Annotated in this window: 14 protein-coding genes; 6 read left to right on the forward strand and 8 right to left on the reverse strand. The window is 69.3% G+C overall.

Features of this window, described 5'->3' with window-relative positions; genetic code table 11:
- The first annotated feature begins 85 nt into the window (after positions 1-85).
- Both J7520_RS04220 and J7520_RS04225 read left to right on the forward strand, forming a co-directional pair.
- The gene (locus J7520_RS04220) at positions 86-1,279 is read left to right on the forward strand and encodes a BtaA family protein (protein ID WP_291184430.1); all 1,194 of its coding nucleotides are present in this window, start codon (positions 86-88) and stop codon (positions 1,277-1,279) included.
- Positions 1,266-2,003 (forward strand): class I SAM-dependent methyltransferase, encoded by a 738-nt coding sequence (locus J7520_RS04225; RefSeq protein ID WP_291184432.1) that lies wholly within the window; start codon positions 1,266-1,268, stop codon positions 2,001-2,003. The genes J7520_RS04220 and J7520_RS04225 overlap by 14 nt, the downstream gene beginning before the upstream one ends.
- 3 nt (positions 2,004-2,006) lie before the next feature.
- Here the strand turns inward: J7520_RS04225 and J7520_RS04230 are convergent, their stop codons facing one another.
- The 4 genes from J7520_RS04230 to J7520_RS04245 all read right to left on the reverse strand — a co-directional run bounded on the left by J7520_RS04230 (position 2,007) and on the right by J7520_RS04245 (position 5,978).
- Positions 2,007-2,951: an aldo/keto reductase gene (locus J7520_RS04230; protein ID WP_291184435.1), complete on the reverse strand. Its 945-nt coding sequence runs from the start codon at positions 2,949-2,951 to the stop codon at positions 2,007-2,009.
- Positions 2,952-2,990: 39 nt separating this feature from the next.
- Positions 2,991-4,607 (reverse strand): hypothetical protein, encoded by a 1,617-nt coding sequence (locus tag J7520_RS04235; RefSeq protein WP_291184438.1) that lies wholly within the window; start codon positions 4,605-4,607, stop codon positions 2,991-2,993.
- A 237-nt stretch (positions 4,608-4,844) separates the two neighbouring features.
- Positions 4,845-5,291: a DUF3574 domain-containing protein gene (locus tag J7520_RS04240; RefSeq protein ID WP_291184441.1), complete on the reverse strand. Its 447-nt coding sequence runs from the start codon at positions 5,289-5,291 to the stop codon at positions 4,845-4,847.
- 138 nt (positions 5,292-5,429) lie between these two features.
- A complete protein-coding gene (locus J7520_RS04245; protein WP_291184443.1) occupies positions 5,430-5,978 on the reverse strand; it encodes a C40 family peptidase in 549 nt (182 codons plus the stop codon).
- Between the two features lie 318 nt (positions 5,979-6,296).
- Between J7520_RS04245 and J7520_RS04250 the strand changes: the two genes are divergently transcribed.
- Positions 6,297-7,430: an alanine--glyoxylate aminotransferase family protein gene (locus J7520_RS04250; protein WP_291184446.1), complete on the forward strand. Its 1,134-nt coding sequence runs from the start codon at positions 6,297-6,299 to the stop codon at positions 7,428-7,430.
- A 25-nt stretch (positions 7,431-7,455) separates the two neighbouring features.
- On the opposite strand, the gene rpe is transcribed toward J7520_RS04250, so the two are convergent.
- Together rpe and djlA are read right to left on the reverse strand one after the other, a co-directional pair.
- Complete coding sequence (gene rpe / locus J7520_RS04255) at positions 7,456-8,127, reverse strand: ribulose-phosphate 3-epimerase (RefSeq protein WP_291184449.1); 672 nt, start codon at positions 8,125-8,127, stop codon at positions 7,456-7,458.
- 59 nt (positions 8,128-8,186) lie between these two features.
- Positions 8,187-8,969: a co-chaperone DjlA gene (djlA, locus tag J7520_RS04260; RefSeq protein ID WP_291184452.1), complete on the reverse strand. Its 783-nt coding sequence runs from the start codon at positions 8,967-8,969 to the stop codon at positions 8,187-8,189.
- Positions 8,970-9,168: 199 nt separating this feature from the next.
- Between djlA and J7520_RS04265 the strand changes: the two genes are divergently transcribed.
- The 3 genes from J7520_RS04265 (at position 9,169) to J7520_RS04275 (ending at position 11,029) form a co-directional block, all read left to right on the forward strand.
- A complete protein-coding gene (locus tag J7520_RS04265) occupies positions 9,169-10,065 on the forward strand; it encodes a phosphoribosylaminoimidazolesuccinocarboxamide synthase (protein ID WP_291184454.1) in 897 nt (298 codons plus the stop codon).
- Between the two features lie 13 nt (positions 10,066-10,078).
- Positions 10,079-10,408: a multidrug efflux SMR transporter gene (locus J7520_RS04270; RefSeq protein ID WP_291184456.1), complete on the forward strand. Its 330-nt coding sequence runs from the start codon at positions 10,079-10,081 to the stop codon at positions 10,406-10,408.
- Positions 10,409-10,564: 156 nt separating this feature from the next.
- Positions 10,565-11,029: an Mpo1-like protein gene (locus J7520_RS04275; RefSeq protein ID WP_291184459.1), complete on the forward strand. Its 465-nt coding sequence runs from the start codon at positions 10,565-10,567 to the stop codon at positions 11,027-11,029.
- A 230-nt stretch (positions 11,030-11,259) separates the two neighbouring features.
- Here the strand turns inward: J7520_RS04275 and J7520_RS04280 are convergent, their stop codons facing one another.
- Both J7520_RS04280 and J7520_RS04285 read right to left on the reverse strand, forming a co-directional pair.
- On the reverse strand, positions 11,260-12,156 hold the full coding sequence (locus tag J7520_RS04280) for a hypothetical protein (protein ID WP_291184462.1): 897 nt from the start codon (positions 12,154-12,156) through the stop codon (positions 11,260-11,262).
- 84 nt (positions 12,157-12,240) lie between these two features.
- Positions 12,241-14,439: an Ig-like domain-containing protein gene (locus J7520_RS04285; RefSeq protein ID WP_291184466.1), complete on the reverse strand. Its 2,199-nt coding sequence runs from the start codon at positions 14,437-14,439 to the stop codon at positions 12,241-12,243.

A 14,439-nucleotide genomic window follows, 5' to 3' on the forward strand; every position in this document is an offset into this window, starting at 1 on the left:
CGGTGCGATCGCGAGTGCCGCCGATCCGTCTCGCGGCCGTCTCGACCGCACGTCTCCATTGAAGCCAACCAGCGAAGCCAGCCCGATGTCGACACCGAACCTGCGCGACAAGCTCGACCAGAAGATCTTCGACGCGATCTACTCGCGCAGCCTCGTCTACAACACCTGCTGGGAAGACCCGGCGGTGGACCGCAAGGCGCTCGCGCTGGGTGCCGACGACAGCGTGCTGGTCATCACCAGTGCCGGCTGCAACGCGCTCGACTACGCCTTGCAGGCGCCGCGCGTGATCCACGCGGTCGACGCCAATCCGCGCCAGAACGCGCTGCTCGAGCTGAAGATCGCCGGCATCCGCACGCTCGGCTTCGACGACTACTTCGCGATCTTCGGCGAGGGATTCCACGCGCGCTTCGCCGATCTGTATCGCGATCATCTGCGCGCCGAGCTGTCGCCGTTCGCGCAGGAATGGTGGGACAAGCACGCGAGCTGGTTCACCAGCCGGCGCGGCAGCTTCTATTTCCATGGCCTGTCCGGCCTGGTCGCGCGCGGCGTGCGTGCCTACTTCGCGACGCGCCCGCGCCTGCGCGTGGCGATGAACGACCTGCTCGGCGCGCGCAACGTCGCCGAGCAGCAGGCGATCTACGACGCGCGCATCGCGCCGCAGTTGTGGAGCAAGTCGGTCAACTGGGTCATCTCGCGCCAGTTCGTGATGAGCCTGCTCGGCGTGCCGTATCCGCAACGCAAGCTGGTCGAGGCGCAGCACGACGGCGGCGTGTCCGGCTTCATCCGCCACGCGGTGCAGTACGTGTTCCGCCAGCTGCCGCTGGCCGACAATTATTTCTGGCACGTCTACATGACCGGCCGCTATCGCCGCGACTGTTGCCCGGAGTACCTGAAGGAAGCGAACTTCGAGCGGCTGAAGAGCGGTCTGGTCGACCGCATCGTGCCGCACACCACGACGGTGACCGAGTTCCTGCACGCGCACGAGGAACCGATCTCGCGCTTCGTGCTGCTCGACCATATGGACTGGATGAGTTCCTACCATCCCGAGGCGCTGGTCGAGGAATGGGAAGCGATCCGCCTCCGCGCGGCGCCCGGCGCGCGCATCCTGCTGCGCAGCGCGCACGCGCGGCCGGCCTATCTCGACGCGATCCGCATCGGCCCCGACCAGCGACGGCTGCGCGAGGCGTTCCGCTTCATGGACGAGGTCGCCGACGCGCTGCAGCCGCAGGATCGCGTGCACACCTATGCCGGTTTCGTGATCGCCGATGTCCCGGCTTGAGGCGCTGCGCAACGACGCCGCGGTGCTCGCGCGCCTGCTGCGCGGCATGCCGCGCGCGGCCTCGCACGCGGATGCGCTCGGCGCGTTCTACGGGCCGCAGTCGCAGCATTACGACCGTTTCCGCGAGCGCCTGCTCGCCGGCCGCGCCGAGCTGATCGGCAGTCTGCCGCTGCCCGAGCGCGCGCACGTGGTCGAACTCGGCGGCGGCACCGGCCGCAACGCCGAGTTCTTCGGCGATCGCCTGGCGCGCATCGAGCGCTTCGAGGTCGTCGATCTGTGCCGCCCGTTGCTGGCGCAGGCGCGCGAGCGCGCGCAGCGCGTTCCGCAACTGCACGCGGTCGAGGCCGATGCGACGACGTATCGCCCGGCGCAGCCGGTGGACTGCGTGTTCTTCTCCTACGCGCTGACGATGATTCCGGACTGGCGCGGCGCGATCGCCAACGCGATCGCGATGCTGAAGCCGGGCGGCGTGCTCGGCGTGGTGGACTTCTACGTCTCGCCGGCGCGCTCCGAGTTCGCCGACGCAACCCGCCACTCGGCGTTGACGCGTGCGTTCTGGCCGGCCTGGTTCCGCCACGACGGCGTGCGTCTCGACGCGGAGCATCTGACGACTCTGCGCCGCGCCTTGCCGCCGCACGAGGTCGTCGAGGCGCGCGCGCCGGTGCCGTACCTGCCGTTGGGCCGCGTGCCGTACTACCGCTTCATCGGACGCAAAGCCGGCTAGGTTTCACGCGCTGGCGAGATCGAGCTGCTCGACGTCGTCGTCGGACAGTTTCAGCTTCACCGCGCCGGCCAGTTCCTGCATCTGCGCGACGCTGGTCGCACTGGCGATCGGCGCGCTGACGCCGGGGCGCGCGATCAGCCAGGCCAGCGCGACCTGCGCCGGCGTCGCCGAGTGTCGCGCGGCGACGTCGTCGAGCGCGGCGAGCACGCGCAGGCCATGGCCGTTGAGGTACTTGCCGACCGCGGCGGCACGCGCGGCGCTCTTGCCGAGGTCGGCTTCGCTGCGGTATTTGCCGGTCAGGAATCCGCTGGCCAGCGAGTAGTAGCCGATCACGCCGACGTGTTCCTTGCGCACCAGCGGTTCGAGTTCGCTCTCGTAGCCCTTGCGCGCGACCAGGCTGTATTCGGGTTGCAGCGTTTCGTAGCGCGGCAGGTCGTGCTCGGCGCTGACCGCGAGCGCTTCGGCGAAGCGCGCGGCGTCGTAGTTGGAGGCGCCGATCGCGCGCACCTTGCCCTGCTCGATCAGGCGCGCGAACGCGCCGAGCGTGTCGGCCAGCGGCACCGAGGGGTCGTCGGCGTGCGCCTGGTACAGATCGATGCAGTCGGTCTGCAGGCGTCGCAGCGATTCCTCGACCGCGGCGGCGATGGTGTCCGGCGCCAATCCCTTGCGCGGCAGCCACTTGCCGACCTTGGTCGCAAGCACGACGCGATCGCGCTTGCCGCTCCGCTTCAGCCAGCGGCCGATGATCGTTTCCGATTCGCCGCCGCGATTGCCGGGCACCCAGGCGGAGTAGGCGTCGGCGGTGTCGATCAGGCGGAATCCCGCGTCGACGAACGCGTCGAGCACGGTGAACGACGCCGTTTCGTCGATGCTCCAGCCGAACACGTTGCCGCCGAGCGCGAGCGGCGGGACATGGAGGCCGGAACGGCCGAGTTCGCGCAGGTGCATCGCGGTTTGCCTCGTTGCGGCGTGGGGCGGTGAAGGATTCTACTCGCGGGACATTCCGTGCGAGCGCTTGCCGGCGCTCGCCGCCGCGTATCGCTGCAGCGACAACGCACCGATCAGCACCGCGAGCACGGCATACGCGGCGGCGAACTGCCAGGCGACCTCGGCCGCGCGTCCGCCGAGCGTCCACGGCAGGTAGATGCTGCCGCTCGGCTCGACCGAGTGGATGACGCCGAACGCGGTCAGCGCGGCACCGAGCACCAGGATCAGTGCCGCATCGCGCAGGCGCGCGTCGATCAGTGCGACGACGAAGCTGGCCCAGATCATCGAGGTGATGATGAAGCCGTTGCCGAGCGCGACCAGCACGGCCAGTTCCGGCAGGCCGTGGCCGGCTTGCGTCATCAGCGTACCGAAATGATCGGGCGCGACCACGTTCGGGTCGCCGAGCTTGATCGCCAGCAGGCGCGCGATCGGCGGGAAGAAACTGAACACGACCGCGGCCGCGTAGCGCTGCGGCGTGGCCTCGAACGCCTGCGTGGTGATGCTGATCGCGACGAACACCAGGATCGGCGCGAGCACCGCGAGCGGCAGCAGTTCGACCAGGCCGGAGACGTAGCCGAGCACGCCGCCGATGCCGATGAACAGTCCCGTGGCCAAGGTGTAGGCGCTGCGCGCCCCCATCGCCTTGTACGCCGGTTGGCCGATGTACGGCGTGGTCTGCGCGACGCCGCCGCAGACGCCGGCGACCAGGGTCGAGAACGCTTCGGTGAGCAGGATGTCGCGGGTCGGGTAGTCGTCGCCGGCGGCGCGCGCGCTCTCGTTGACGTTGATGCCGCCGACCACCATCAGCAGGCCGAACGGCAGCAGCAGCGGCAGGTACGGCACCGTCAGCGGCAAGCCGTCGAGGAAGCCGAGATTCGGCCACGGCAGTGCGAAGCGCCATTGCCAGGCATGCGGCGGCTGGTAGCCCGAGCCGAGCGCGCCGGTCGGGCCGAGGCCGAAGTAGAGCAGGGCGCCGACCAGCACCGCGACGAGCACGCCGGGCAGGCCGAACGGCAGCCGGCCGTGCGCGACCAGCGCGTAGAGCACGATGCCGAGGCCGGCGAAGCCGACGATCGGCACGCGCAGGATCTCCACCAGCGGCAGGAAGCCCATCAGCACCAGGGCGATGCCGGCAATCGAGCCGAGCAGGCCGGCGCGCGGCACGTGCCGCTGCACGGCGGCGCCGAAGAACGACAGCACGAACTTCAGTACGCCCATCACGACCAGCGCGGCCATGCCGAGCTGCCAGGTGGCGATCGCCGCGGCGTGCTCGTCGAGTCCGGCCTGCTTGTAGGAGACGAAGGCGGGGCCGAGCACGAGCAGGGCCATGCCGATGCTGGTCGGCGCGTCGAGGCCGAGCGGCATCGCGGTGACGTCCTCGCGCCCTTCGCGCCGCGCCAGCCGGCGCGCCATCCAGGTGTAGATCACGTTGCCGATCAGCACGCCGAACGCGGTGCCGGGGAACATGCGCTGGAACACGATCTCGGCCGGGAACTGGAAGATGCCGATCAGCGCGCCGGCGATGAAGGCGAGGATCGAGAGGTTGTCGACGACCAGGCCGAGGAAGCCGTTGACGTCGCCGGAGTTGAACTTGCGCGTCGCCGCTGTCGAAGTCATGCGCGTTTGCTCACAGGCTGTTATGAGAAGTGCGGCCATGGATGGCCGCGGGTAGACGAGCCGCAGTCATCGCCCGTGTCGGCAAGGCGGCGATTCGCCAGATCGCAGCGATCAAGGACGATCGCTCGAGTTCATCAGAAGTGCGGCCATGAATGGCCGCGAGTAGACGAACCTCAGCCATCGCCCTTGTCGGCAAGGCGGCGATTCGCAAGACCGTGGCGATCAAGGACGATCGCACTAGAACGACACGTCGGCCGGTTGCGTCACGCGCAACACGGACGCATCGCCGCTCGCGCGCTTCCACGCCGCGCGGATCGCTTCGACGTCGGCGCGATGCTGCGGCGTGTCCGGGTACAGCAGCAGAAGCACTTTCGAGCGCAGCCGTTCCGGCTCGGCGGCGCCGCGATCGCGCCATTGGCCATAGACGTCGTAGACGCTGAGGCCGTCGGGGAACCGCGTGGAGACTTCGTGGTCGAGGAATTCGCGCCAGCGCGATTCGCCGGCGCCGGCGTTCGCGGCATCGGCCGGGCCGAGGCCGAAATACAGTTCGGTGCGCACCCAGTTCGTGGTCGCCTCCGGATGCGCCGGATCGCCGTGCAAGGTCGAAGCGGACCTCGGCGCCGTCGCCGTGCAGGCGGTAAGACAGAGCAGGGCGGCGGACAGGAAGGCGATGCGCGGCGTCATCCGCCGATTCTAGGCGCCCGCGCGAAGCCGTGGAACGGACGTCCGGCCGTCCGTGCGGCCATGACGATATGCGCTTTCGGTGCGGTGGCGTCCGTCAGCGGACGCCGATCGGGAGCTGGTGCCGAGAAAAGGCGCCGATCAGGAAAGGACGTTCGGACGCTTCGCGCCGACGAAGCGCTTGGCCCAGTAGCCTTCGTTCAGTTCGCTGACGCTGATGCGCTTGCCGGTCGACGGGGCGTGGATGAAGCGGCCTTCGCCGAGGTAGATGCCGACGTGCGAGATGCGCTTGCCCTTGATGCGGAAGAACACCAGGTCGCCGGTCTTCATCTCGTTGCGCGCGATTTGCGTGCCGGTCTGGTACTGGCTGGCGGAGTTCTGCGGCAGCTCCTTGCCGAGCGCGTGCTTGTACACGTAGCGCACGAAGCCGCTGCAGTCGAAGCCGGTCGACGGCTCGCTGCCGCCGCGGCGGTAGCGGATGTCGCGCAGGGTCATGGCGAAGTCGGCGAGCAGGCTGCGCAGGCCGCCGGCCTTCGGCGCCTTCGGCTCGACGGCCGCATGCGTCGACGTGGCCGGCGTGGCGACGGACGTGCCAGCCAGCGGCGCCGGTGTGGCGGAAATCGCCGGAGCAGGCACGGCCAGCGTGTCCAGACGGTTCATCTCCCAGTTGTCGAGGGTGATGTCGACCATCGGACTGGCGAGGGCGGAACTGCAGGGGGCAGCCAAAACAGCGAGCAAAAACAAGGACTTCATCCGCTGGATTGGCATGAGGCAGGCTTCCCGCTACGGCTGTTTCGGTACGTCGCCAGCCGTGGCGGCGAGCGTGTGAGGGGCGGACCTTAGCAAAGGATTTTTTCGAAGTTGTTTGGCTCCCGTTAAGAAAAATCTACCCATGGGCGGAAAACGTGACCCAGTGCGGAATCTATCGATGCTGCACTGCGGCGACGTGCGATGATCCCGATTCGCGCCGGCGCCGGCGTGCCGTCCTCCCGATCAGGAGTCCCCGCGATGTCGTCGTTGCAGAGCTTCCAGCCGCCTTCCCGCCTGCTGCTCGGTCCCGGTCCCTCGCCGGTGCCGCAGCGCATCCTCGACGCGCTGGCGCGGCCGACGATCGGGCATCTCGATCCGGCCTTCATCGGCATGATGGACGAGTGCAAGGAGCTGCTGCGCTACGCGTTCCGCACCGCCAATGCCGTGACCTTGCCGGTCTCCGCACCGGGCTCGGCCGGCATGGAAGCCGCGTTCGTCAACCTGATCGAGCCGGGCGACACCGTGATCGTCTGCCAGAACGGCGTGTTCGGCGGGCGCATGCGCGAGAACGTGATACGCATCGGCGCGCAGGCGGTGATGGTCGCCGACCCGTTCGGGCGGCCGATCGATCCGGACAAGGTCGAGGCGGCGCTGAAGGCCAATCCCGGCGCGAAGGCGCTCGCCTTCGTGCACGCGGAGACCTCGACCGGCGCGGTCTCGGACGCGGCCGCGCTGTGCAAGCTCGCGCGCGAGCACGGCGCGCTCAGCATCGTCGACGCGGTGACCAGCCTCGGCGGCATCGACGTCGACGTCGACGGCTGGGGCGCGGACGCGATCTATTCCGGCTCGCAGAAGTGCCTGGCCGCGCCGCCGGGACTGTCGCCGCTGTCGTTCGGCGAGGCCGCGGTCGCCGCGCTGAAGGCACGCAAGACACCGGTGCAGAGCTGGTTTCTCGATCTCGGCCTGGTCATCAACTACTGGCAGGGCAGCGGCGCGCGCGCCTATCACCACACCGCGCCGATCAACATGCTGTACGCGCTGCACGAGGCGCTGCTGATGCTGCGCGAGGAAGGTCTCGAAGCAGCCTGGGCGCGTCATCGCGCCAATCATCTGCGCCTGCGCGACGGACTGGCGGCGCTGGATCTGCGGCTGTTCGTCGAGGAGCGCGCGCGCCTGCCGCAGCTGAACGCGGTCGAGGTGCCGGACGGCGTCGACGAGGCCGCCGTGCGCCGCCGCCTGCTCGACGAGCACGGCATCGAGATCGGCGCCGGTCTCGGCGAGCTGGCCGGCAAGATCTGGCGCATCGGCCTGATGGGCGCCGGCAGCGCGCCGCACAACGTCGATCGCGTGCTGGCCGCACTCGGCGTCGTGCTCGGACGCAAGGCGGCGTGAGCGCGTCGCGCCCGCCGCCGAAGACTCAGGTGGCGACGGCGGAAAGCATCTTCGCGATCACCGCGCGATAGTCCTTCTCGTTGAAGATCGCCGAGCCGGCGACGAAGGTGTCGGCGCCGGCGCGCGCGATCTCGGCGATGTTGTCCGGCTTCACGCCGCCGTCGATCTGCAGGCGGATCGCGCGGCCGCTGCGGTCGATGCGCTCGCGCACCTCGCGCAGCTTGCCGAGCGCGGACGGAATGAAGCTTTGCCCGCCGAAGCCGGGATTCACGCTCATCAGCAGGACCAGGTCGATCTTGTCCATCACGTAGTCGAGATAGGCGAGCGGCGTGGCCGGATTGAAGACCAGGCCGGCCGTGCAGCCGCAATCCTTGATCAGCTGGATCGTGCGGTCGACGTGCTCGGTCGCCTCGGGATGGAAGCTGATGTGCGTCGCGCCGGCCTTGGCGAAGTCCGGCACGATGCGGTCGACCGGCTTGACCATCAGGTGTACGTCGATCGGCGCGCTCACGCCGTGCTTGCGCAGCGCCTCGCAGACCAGCGGGCCGATGGTCAGGTTCGGCACGTAGTGGTTGTCCATCACGTCGAAGTGCACCCACTGCGCGCCGGCCGCCAGCACGGCGTCGACTTCCGCGCCGAGCGCGGCGAAATTCGCCGACAGGATCGAAGGGGCGATGACGGGAGATTGCTTGGCCATGGTCGATTCTGCTTCTGGAAAGAGGAGGATGCCGGACGGCCGGCGTGCCGCCGCGCCGGCTACTTCAGCCCGCGCTCGTTCTTGATGCGCTCGTAGGCCGCGTTGATCTCGCGCGCACGCGCTTCGGCGCGGCGCTTCAATTCCTCCGGCACGTCGCCGAGCTTGTCCGGATGGTGCTGGCTCATCAGGCGCCGGTAGGCCTGCTTGATTTCGCGATCGTTCGCCGCGCGCTCGATGCCGAGCACGGCGTAGGGGTCGACGTCGGACGGCCGTTGCGCCGACGGCCCGCGCGGACCGTAGCCGCGCCCGCCCGGCGCCGCGTGCGCGTAGCCCTTCATCGCCGACAGCGCGGCGAGTTCGTGCTCGCCGACGCCGAGTGCCGCGCACAGCTTGCGCACCAGCACCAGCTTGGCGTCGACCGGCGAGCCTTCCGCGTAGACCAGATCGAGCAGCAGGTCGAGCACGATGAAGGCGAGGTCGCGGCGTCCGCTGCACCAGGTTCTGAGGCCGCCGATCGCCGGATCGACGTCGAAACCGGCCTGCTTGCCGGCGTTGAAGCGCTCGATCGCGACACGGCGCTGCTCGGCGTCGAGCCGCAGGCGTGCGATCAGCGCCTCGGCGGCGGCGATCTCCGATTCGGAGACGCGGCCGTCGGACTTGGACAGCGCGCCGGCGAAGGCGAACAGCGGTTCGAGGAAGCCGCGCCCCATCGACGGCGGACGCAGGCGCGCCACGGCGGTGTCGTAGAAGTGGCCGAGCGTGACGCCGATCAGCACGCCGATCCAGTTGCGGAACAGCAGCAGGCCGAGGATCCCGCCGACGAGCTTGCCCGCGACGTTCATCGGATCGGCTCGCGACCGCGAGCGGCGATGTGGGCGGATCGGACGAACGGCATGAGGAGTTCCGCGGCAAAGGCGGCGGATTCTAGCAAGAGCGCTCCGCGGCGCCGCTCGGACCCGCAAGCGAGGCAAAAACTTTCGCGCGCACCGCTACACGCGCGCCGTTACAATCGCGGGCCGCTTTTTCGATCCGGAATCCTTCGTGCCGACCGTCCTTTCGCATTCGAACCTGCCCGGCCTGCCTTTGCTCCACCGCGGCAAGGTGCGCGACGTCTACGCGCTCGGCGCGGACGAACTGCTGATCGTCGCCAGCGACCGGTTGTCGGCGTTCGACGTCGTGCTGCCCGATCCGATTCCGGGCAAGGGCGAGATGCTGACGCAGATCTCGAACTTCTGGTTCGGGCGCACCGCCGGGCTGATGCCCAACCACCTGACCGGCAAGCCGATCGCGGACGCGCTGCCGGCCGGCGTCGACGAGGCGCTGTACGAACGGCGCAGCGTGATCACCAAGCGCCTGAAGCCGGTGCCGGTCGAAGCGATCGCGCGCGGCTATCTGATCGGTTCCGGCTGGAAGGACTACCAGGCCAACGGCACGCTGTGCGGCATCCGGCTGCCGGCCGGATTGCGCCAGGCGGAGAAGCTGCCCGAGCCGATCTTCACGCCGTCGACCAAGGCGGCCGTCGGCACCCACGACGAGAACATCTCCTTCGACGCGGTGGTCGAGGCGATCGGCGCCGACCTCGCCGAGCAGGTGCGCGCGGCGACGTTGGCGATCTACCGCCACGCCGCCGACTACGCGGCCGGACGCGGCATCCTGGTCGCCGACACCAAGCTCGAGTTCGGTACCGACGCGGACGGCCGCCTGTACGTGATGGACGAGATGCTGACGCCCGATTCCTCGCGCTTCTGGCCGGCCGAGGACTACCAGGTCGGCACCAGCCCGCCGAGCTACGACAAGCAGTTCGTGCGCGACTACCTGGAAACGCTGGACTGGAACAAGCAGGCGCCGGGCCCGATCCTGCCGCGCGCGGTCATCGACGGCACCGCGGCGAAGTACGCCGAGGCGTTGCGGCGGCTGGCCGGCATCGTGCTCGACTGACGCCGAGCGCGCGATGGGCTATCTGTACCTCGCCGTCGCGATTCTCGCCGAGGTCGTCGCCACCACGGCGCTGAAGCTCACCGAGGGCTTCACGCGCCCGCTGCCCTCGCTGCTGGTGATCGTCGGCTACGGCACCGCGTTCTACTTCCTCTCGCTGGTGCTGCGCACGCTGCCGATCGGCGTCGCCTACGCGATCTGGTCCGGCGTCGGCGTGGCGCTGATCGCCGTGCTCGGCTGGGCGTTCCATCGGCAGGCGCTCGACGCGGGCGCGATCGTCGGCATCGCGCTGATCGTCGCCGGCGTGGTGGTGATCCAGGTGTTCTCGCGCAGCGCGGCGCACTGAGCGCCGGCGCGCGGCCCGGCGTGCTGCGGCGCTCCTTTCGCGGCGCGCGCAGTCGTTCTAGATTCGGCGACACGGGCGCGTGCCGTGCCCGCCGGGTTGAAAAGTGCACGAAGGCACTTTCTCCACATCCTGTGAGTTCCGTTCGAGGACCGCCTCATGCGCAGCGTCAACGACTGGTTCGACAGCTACAGCGCCGATCACCAGAACCCGACCAACCGGCTGATCCACTGGATCTGCGTGCCGGCGATCCTGTGGGCGGCGATCGCGTTCCTGTGGTTGATCCCGGTGCCGGCCTCGATCGGCCGCGCGGGCCTGTGGTGCGGCCTGGTGATGGTCGCCGTGCTGGCGTTCTACTGGCGGCTGTCGCGCCCGCTCGGCGCGGCGATGATCGTGCTGTTCGTGCTGCTGGCGCTGCTGACCGAGGCGGCGTACCGCTCGCTCGGCCCGAGCGGCTTGATGTGGCTGGCGATCGCGGTGTTCGTCGCCGCCTGGATCGGCCAGTTCATCGGCCATCTGATCGAGGGGCGGCGGCCGTCGTTCTTCACCGACCTGCAGTATCTGCTGATCGGCCCGGCGTGGTTGATGGGCAAGTTCATGCGGCGCGTCGGCGTCGCCTATTGAGCGGGTATTTGGGCGATCGGTTCTGGATCGCCGCTGTCGTGCACGCTCGACGCGGTGACGGGGCGTGTTCCTTCGGTTGGTCTACCGCGACCATCCCTGGCCGCACTGAGTGACTTGTGCGATCCGTCCTGGATCGCCGCCGTCGTGCGAGGGGGATGCGGTAACGGGGCGCGTTCCTTCGGCTGGTCTACCCGCGGCCATCCCTGGCCGCACTTTTCAATAGCGCTTCATTACTTCGCGGGCTTCACTTGCATCGTCATCGCGTGGAAGTCGAGCGTGACGACACTGTGCGCGAACAGCGCGTTGCCGGCGGTCGCGTCGAAGAGGCCGTCCGGTTGGCGCAGCGGGCCGTCGTCGACCGGGAAGTACAGCGACTTGGACGCCAATGCGCGACCGTCGAACGCGATCTTCGGCGCCGGCGCGGTGAGCAGGTTCACGCCGGCATCGGTGTAGGCGAAGAACTCCGGCTTGCCGCTCTTGGCGAGGCCGAGCCGCCCGAGCGCGCCGTCGTAGACGAGCAGGGTGCCGGTGAAAACGGTGTCGATGCGCGCGCGCAGCGGCTTGCCGTCGAGCGTGAAGCCGGAGGCGACCAGCGTCGCCGGACCGCGTTCGCCGAAGCCGATCATCTTCAGCGAACCGGTCCCTTCGTCGCGTTCCGGCGCCGCGATCGTCAGCACGTTGGAAATGCGCAGGCGATGACGCGGATAGTCGATCTCGAGTCGGCGGTCCTTGAAGAAGTCGTAGGCGATCGAGCCGTCGACCGGCGGCCGGTGCTCGCCGAGCAGGGCGCGGTCGAACACGAAGAAATCCGCCTTCGACTGCAGCGCACCGAGCGCGACACGGTGTTCGCCGCCGCGGAAGATGCCGGGCACCTCCTCGCTGCCGCGCATCGCCGGGTCGAGCTTCCAGTTCAGTTCGCGCGCGACTTCGCTGAGCAGGGTCGAGTTCGCGTTGCCGGTGTCGAGCATCAAGGTGCGCGGCTTGCCGCCGTCGAGTGCGACGTCGATGCAGATCAGGCCGTCGCAATCGCGGAACGGCAGCTCGGCGGCGAACGGGGGAGCGGCGTCCTTGGCCGCCACGGACGTCGAAAGAACGCCGCCGGCGAGCAGCGCGAACAGGAAACGCATCGGGGTTCTCCGCGGGAATTCGCGGCGAGGATGCCGGACCGGCGCTGAACCCCGGCGCGCCGTGCGGCGCGCCGGGGGAATGCGTTACGGCTGCGGGCCGAGGATGACGGCCGGGTTGCGCACCAGCACCGCCTGGCCGCCGGTCGCCAGGAAGCTGGCCATTTCGCCCTGCATCTCTTGCGTGGCGGCCGGGAAGTCGGTCGGATCGAGCAGCGAACCGTGTTCGCCCTGCACGAAGCGCACCGCACCTTGCAGGCTGCCGCCCGTCGACTGCACCGATTCGGTGATCGGGGGGAGCTGCAGGGCCGCGATCAGCGGCTCGGTACCCGACAGCGGCGCGCCGGCGACGCGGTTCGGAATCACCTGGTCCGGCAGCACGTCGCCGCCGCCGACGACTTCGTGCACGAGCAGGTTCTTGCCGTACTGAGCCACGCTGCCGTCTTCGTTGTAGCGGGCCAGCAGCAGCGTGCCGTTGCCGGCGAAGTTGATCGGATCGCCCGAGTCGACCACCGTCTGCGTCGCCGCCATGAAGGTGTCGTACAGCGGCGTGCCCTGCTCGATGCCGGCCGCGGCGAGGCCGGCGTGGATGCGCGGGCCGAAGGTCGGCGAAGCGTCGAGCAGGCGCGCGATGCCGCCGCCCGGCACGCTGAGCATGCCGGTCTGCACGTTCGGGTCGATCGCCAGGAACGTCGCGCCGACGATGCTGCCGAGCGACTGGCCGAGGAAGCTGACCTTGGCCGTGTCGAAGTCCGTGCCCGTCGAATAGTGCATGCCCTGCACCGCGTGCGAAAGCTCGAGCAGGTCGACCACGCCCTCGCGCAGGTTGTCGCGCGAGGTCAGCAGGCTGGTCAGGTTGATGTAGTGGCTGCCGGAGCCGTCGATGACGCCGTCGGGACCGGGCGCGCCGGTCGCGTTGTCGACCAGGTCGAGGTCGAACGTGCGCTCGCGCGCGCCGAGCGCGGCCAGCGGCGTGTTGCCGATGTAGAACGGATTGGTCTTGTCGGTGATGCCGTGCAGCGGCAGGTCGATCGCGACGACGGCGAAACCCTGCGCGGCGAGCGTGCCGGCGACGGCGAACATGTCGGTGCGGTTGCGCGTGATGCCGTGCTGGAAGATCACCAGCGGCCAGCCCGCGGCCGGCTTGGTCTTGCCGGAAGACGCGTTCGGCACCGTCATCAGCAGCGGCGCGACCTGCGTCGTCTTGGCCACCGCGAGCGGGTTGGCGTAGGTCACGTTCGTCGAGGTCGGGTCGAGCCCGGCCTTGTCGAACGGCGGCAGGTACGCGCCCGGCGCCGCTTCCCAGTTTCCGACGAGCGGATTGGTCGGGCAGTTCGGACCCTCCGGAACGCAGGCGATGTCCGGCGAGTTGAGGTAGTAGGGCAGGTCGACCGTGCCGATGTAGATGTCGGCGACCGGCGGCAGGCCGAGGCCGAGGTCGCCGAGCGTCTTGCCGGTCGGCGCGATGCGCGTCGCCGCCGGCGGCGACTGCTCGATCACGCTCTGGCGTGCGAGCAGCGGCGCGGTGACGTTCTGCGTGGTCATGACCCACGACATCGCGATGCCGGCCGGATTGACGCCGGCGGTCGCGGCGGCGGCTTCCTGCGTGTTGACCAGCAGCCGCAGCGGCTCCAGCGCGCAGGCGGTGGCGGCCGGCAGCGGCGTCACCAGCGAGGCGTTGTTCGCGCACAGCGGGCTGGTGCGCTTGGCCAGCTGATACACCAGCGAGCCGCGCACGTTGTGGCCGGCGGCGTCCTTGATGCCGTCGGTGAGCACGGCCATGTACGAGGTCATCTGCTGCAGCGGCTTGGTCGGCACGATCGCGATCGTGCGGCCGCTCGCGTCCGACGGCGCCGGCGCGACGACGAACTCGGCCGGCGAGGCCAGTTCGCGCTCGATGCCGACGACGCCGCCGCCCGGCCCGCTGAGCCTGACCTGGAACACGCGCACGCTCGAACCGCCGGTGAGCGAAGCCGGATCGATCGGCGCCGAGAAGCTGGTCGACCACGGCGCCGTCGTGCTGAAGCCGTCGAGCGCGTTCATCGCCAGGGTCGGTCCCGCGCTCGGCGCGTTCGGATCGGCGACCGGGATGTTCAGCGTGAGATCCTTGGTGCCGCTCAGCAGCAGGTTGTTCGGGAACGGGATCACGCCCTGGCTCGGATCGAAGCTGGCGACGGTGTGGAACTGCACCGGCGCGTAGTAGTCGTAGGCCTGGGCCTCGCGCGGGGCGAACGAAGCGAGCGACAGCGCAGCAACGACCGCAGTCGTGATCAATCGGGCTTGCAT

The sequence above is a fragment of the Dokdonella sp. genome (genome assembly GCF_017744955.1).
GTDB lineage: Bacteria > Pseudomonadota > Gammaproteobacteria > Xanthomonadales > Rhodanobacteraceae > Dokdonella_A.

Excerpts from the sequence above, each read along its gene's own strand:
- J7520_RS04220 (WP_291184430.1), top strand. The coding sequence starts at position 86 with ATGTCGACACCGAACCTGCGCGACAAGCTCGACCAGAAGATCTTCGAC.
- J7520_RS04225 (WP_291184432.1), top strand. The coding sequence starts at position 1,266 with ATGTCCCGGCTTGAGGCGCTGCGCAACGACGCCGCGGTGCTCGCGCGC.
- J7520_RS04230 (WP_291184435.1), bottom strand. The coding sequence starts at position 2,951 with ATGCACCTGCGCGAACTCGGCCGTTCCGGCCTCCATGTCCCGCCGCTC.
- J7520_RS04235 (WP_291184438.1), bottom strand. The coding sequence starts at position 4,607 with ATGACTTCGACAGCGGCGACGCGCAAGTTCAACTCCGGCGACGTCAAC.
- J7520_RS04240 (WP_291184441.1), bottom strand. The coding sequence starts at position 5,291 with ATGACGCCGCGCATCGCCTTCCTGTCCGCCGCCCTGCTCTGTCTTACC.
- J7520_RS04245 (WP_291184443.1), bottom strand. The coding sequence starts at position 5,978 with ATGGTCGACATCACCCTCGACAACTGGGAGATGAACCGTCTGGACACG.
- J7520_RS04250 (WP_291184446.1), top strand. The coding sequence starts at position 6,297 with ATGTCGTCGTTGCAGAGCTTCCAGCCGCCTTCCCGCCTGCTGCTCGGT.
- rpe (WP_291184449.1), bottom strand. The coding sequence starts at position 8,127 with ATGGCCAAGCAATCTCCCGTCATCGCCCCTTCGATCCTGTCGGCGAAT.
- djlA (WP_291184452.1), bottom strand. The coding sequence starts at position 8,969 with ATGAACGTCGCGGGCAAGCTCGTCGGCGGGATCCTCGGCCTGCTGCTG.
- J7520_RS04270 (WP_291184456.1), top strand. The coding sequence starts at position 10,079 with ATGGGCTATCTGTACCTCGCCGTCGCGATTCTCGCCGAGGTCGTCGCC.
- J7520_RS04275 (WP_291184459.1), top strand. The coding sequence starts at position 10,565 with ATGCGCAGCGTCAACGACTGGTTCGACAGCTACAGCGCCGATCACCAG.
- J7520_RS04280 (WP_291184462.1), bottom strand. The coding sequence starts at position 12,156 with ATGCGTTTCCTGTTCGCGCTGCTCGCCGGCGGCGTTCTTTCGACGTCC.
- J7520_RS04285 (WP_291184466.1), bottom strand. The coding sequence starts at position 14,439 with ATGCAAGCCCGATTGATCACGACTGCGGTCGTTGCTGCGCTGTCGCTC.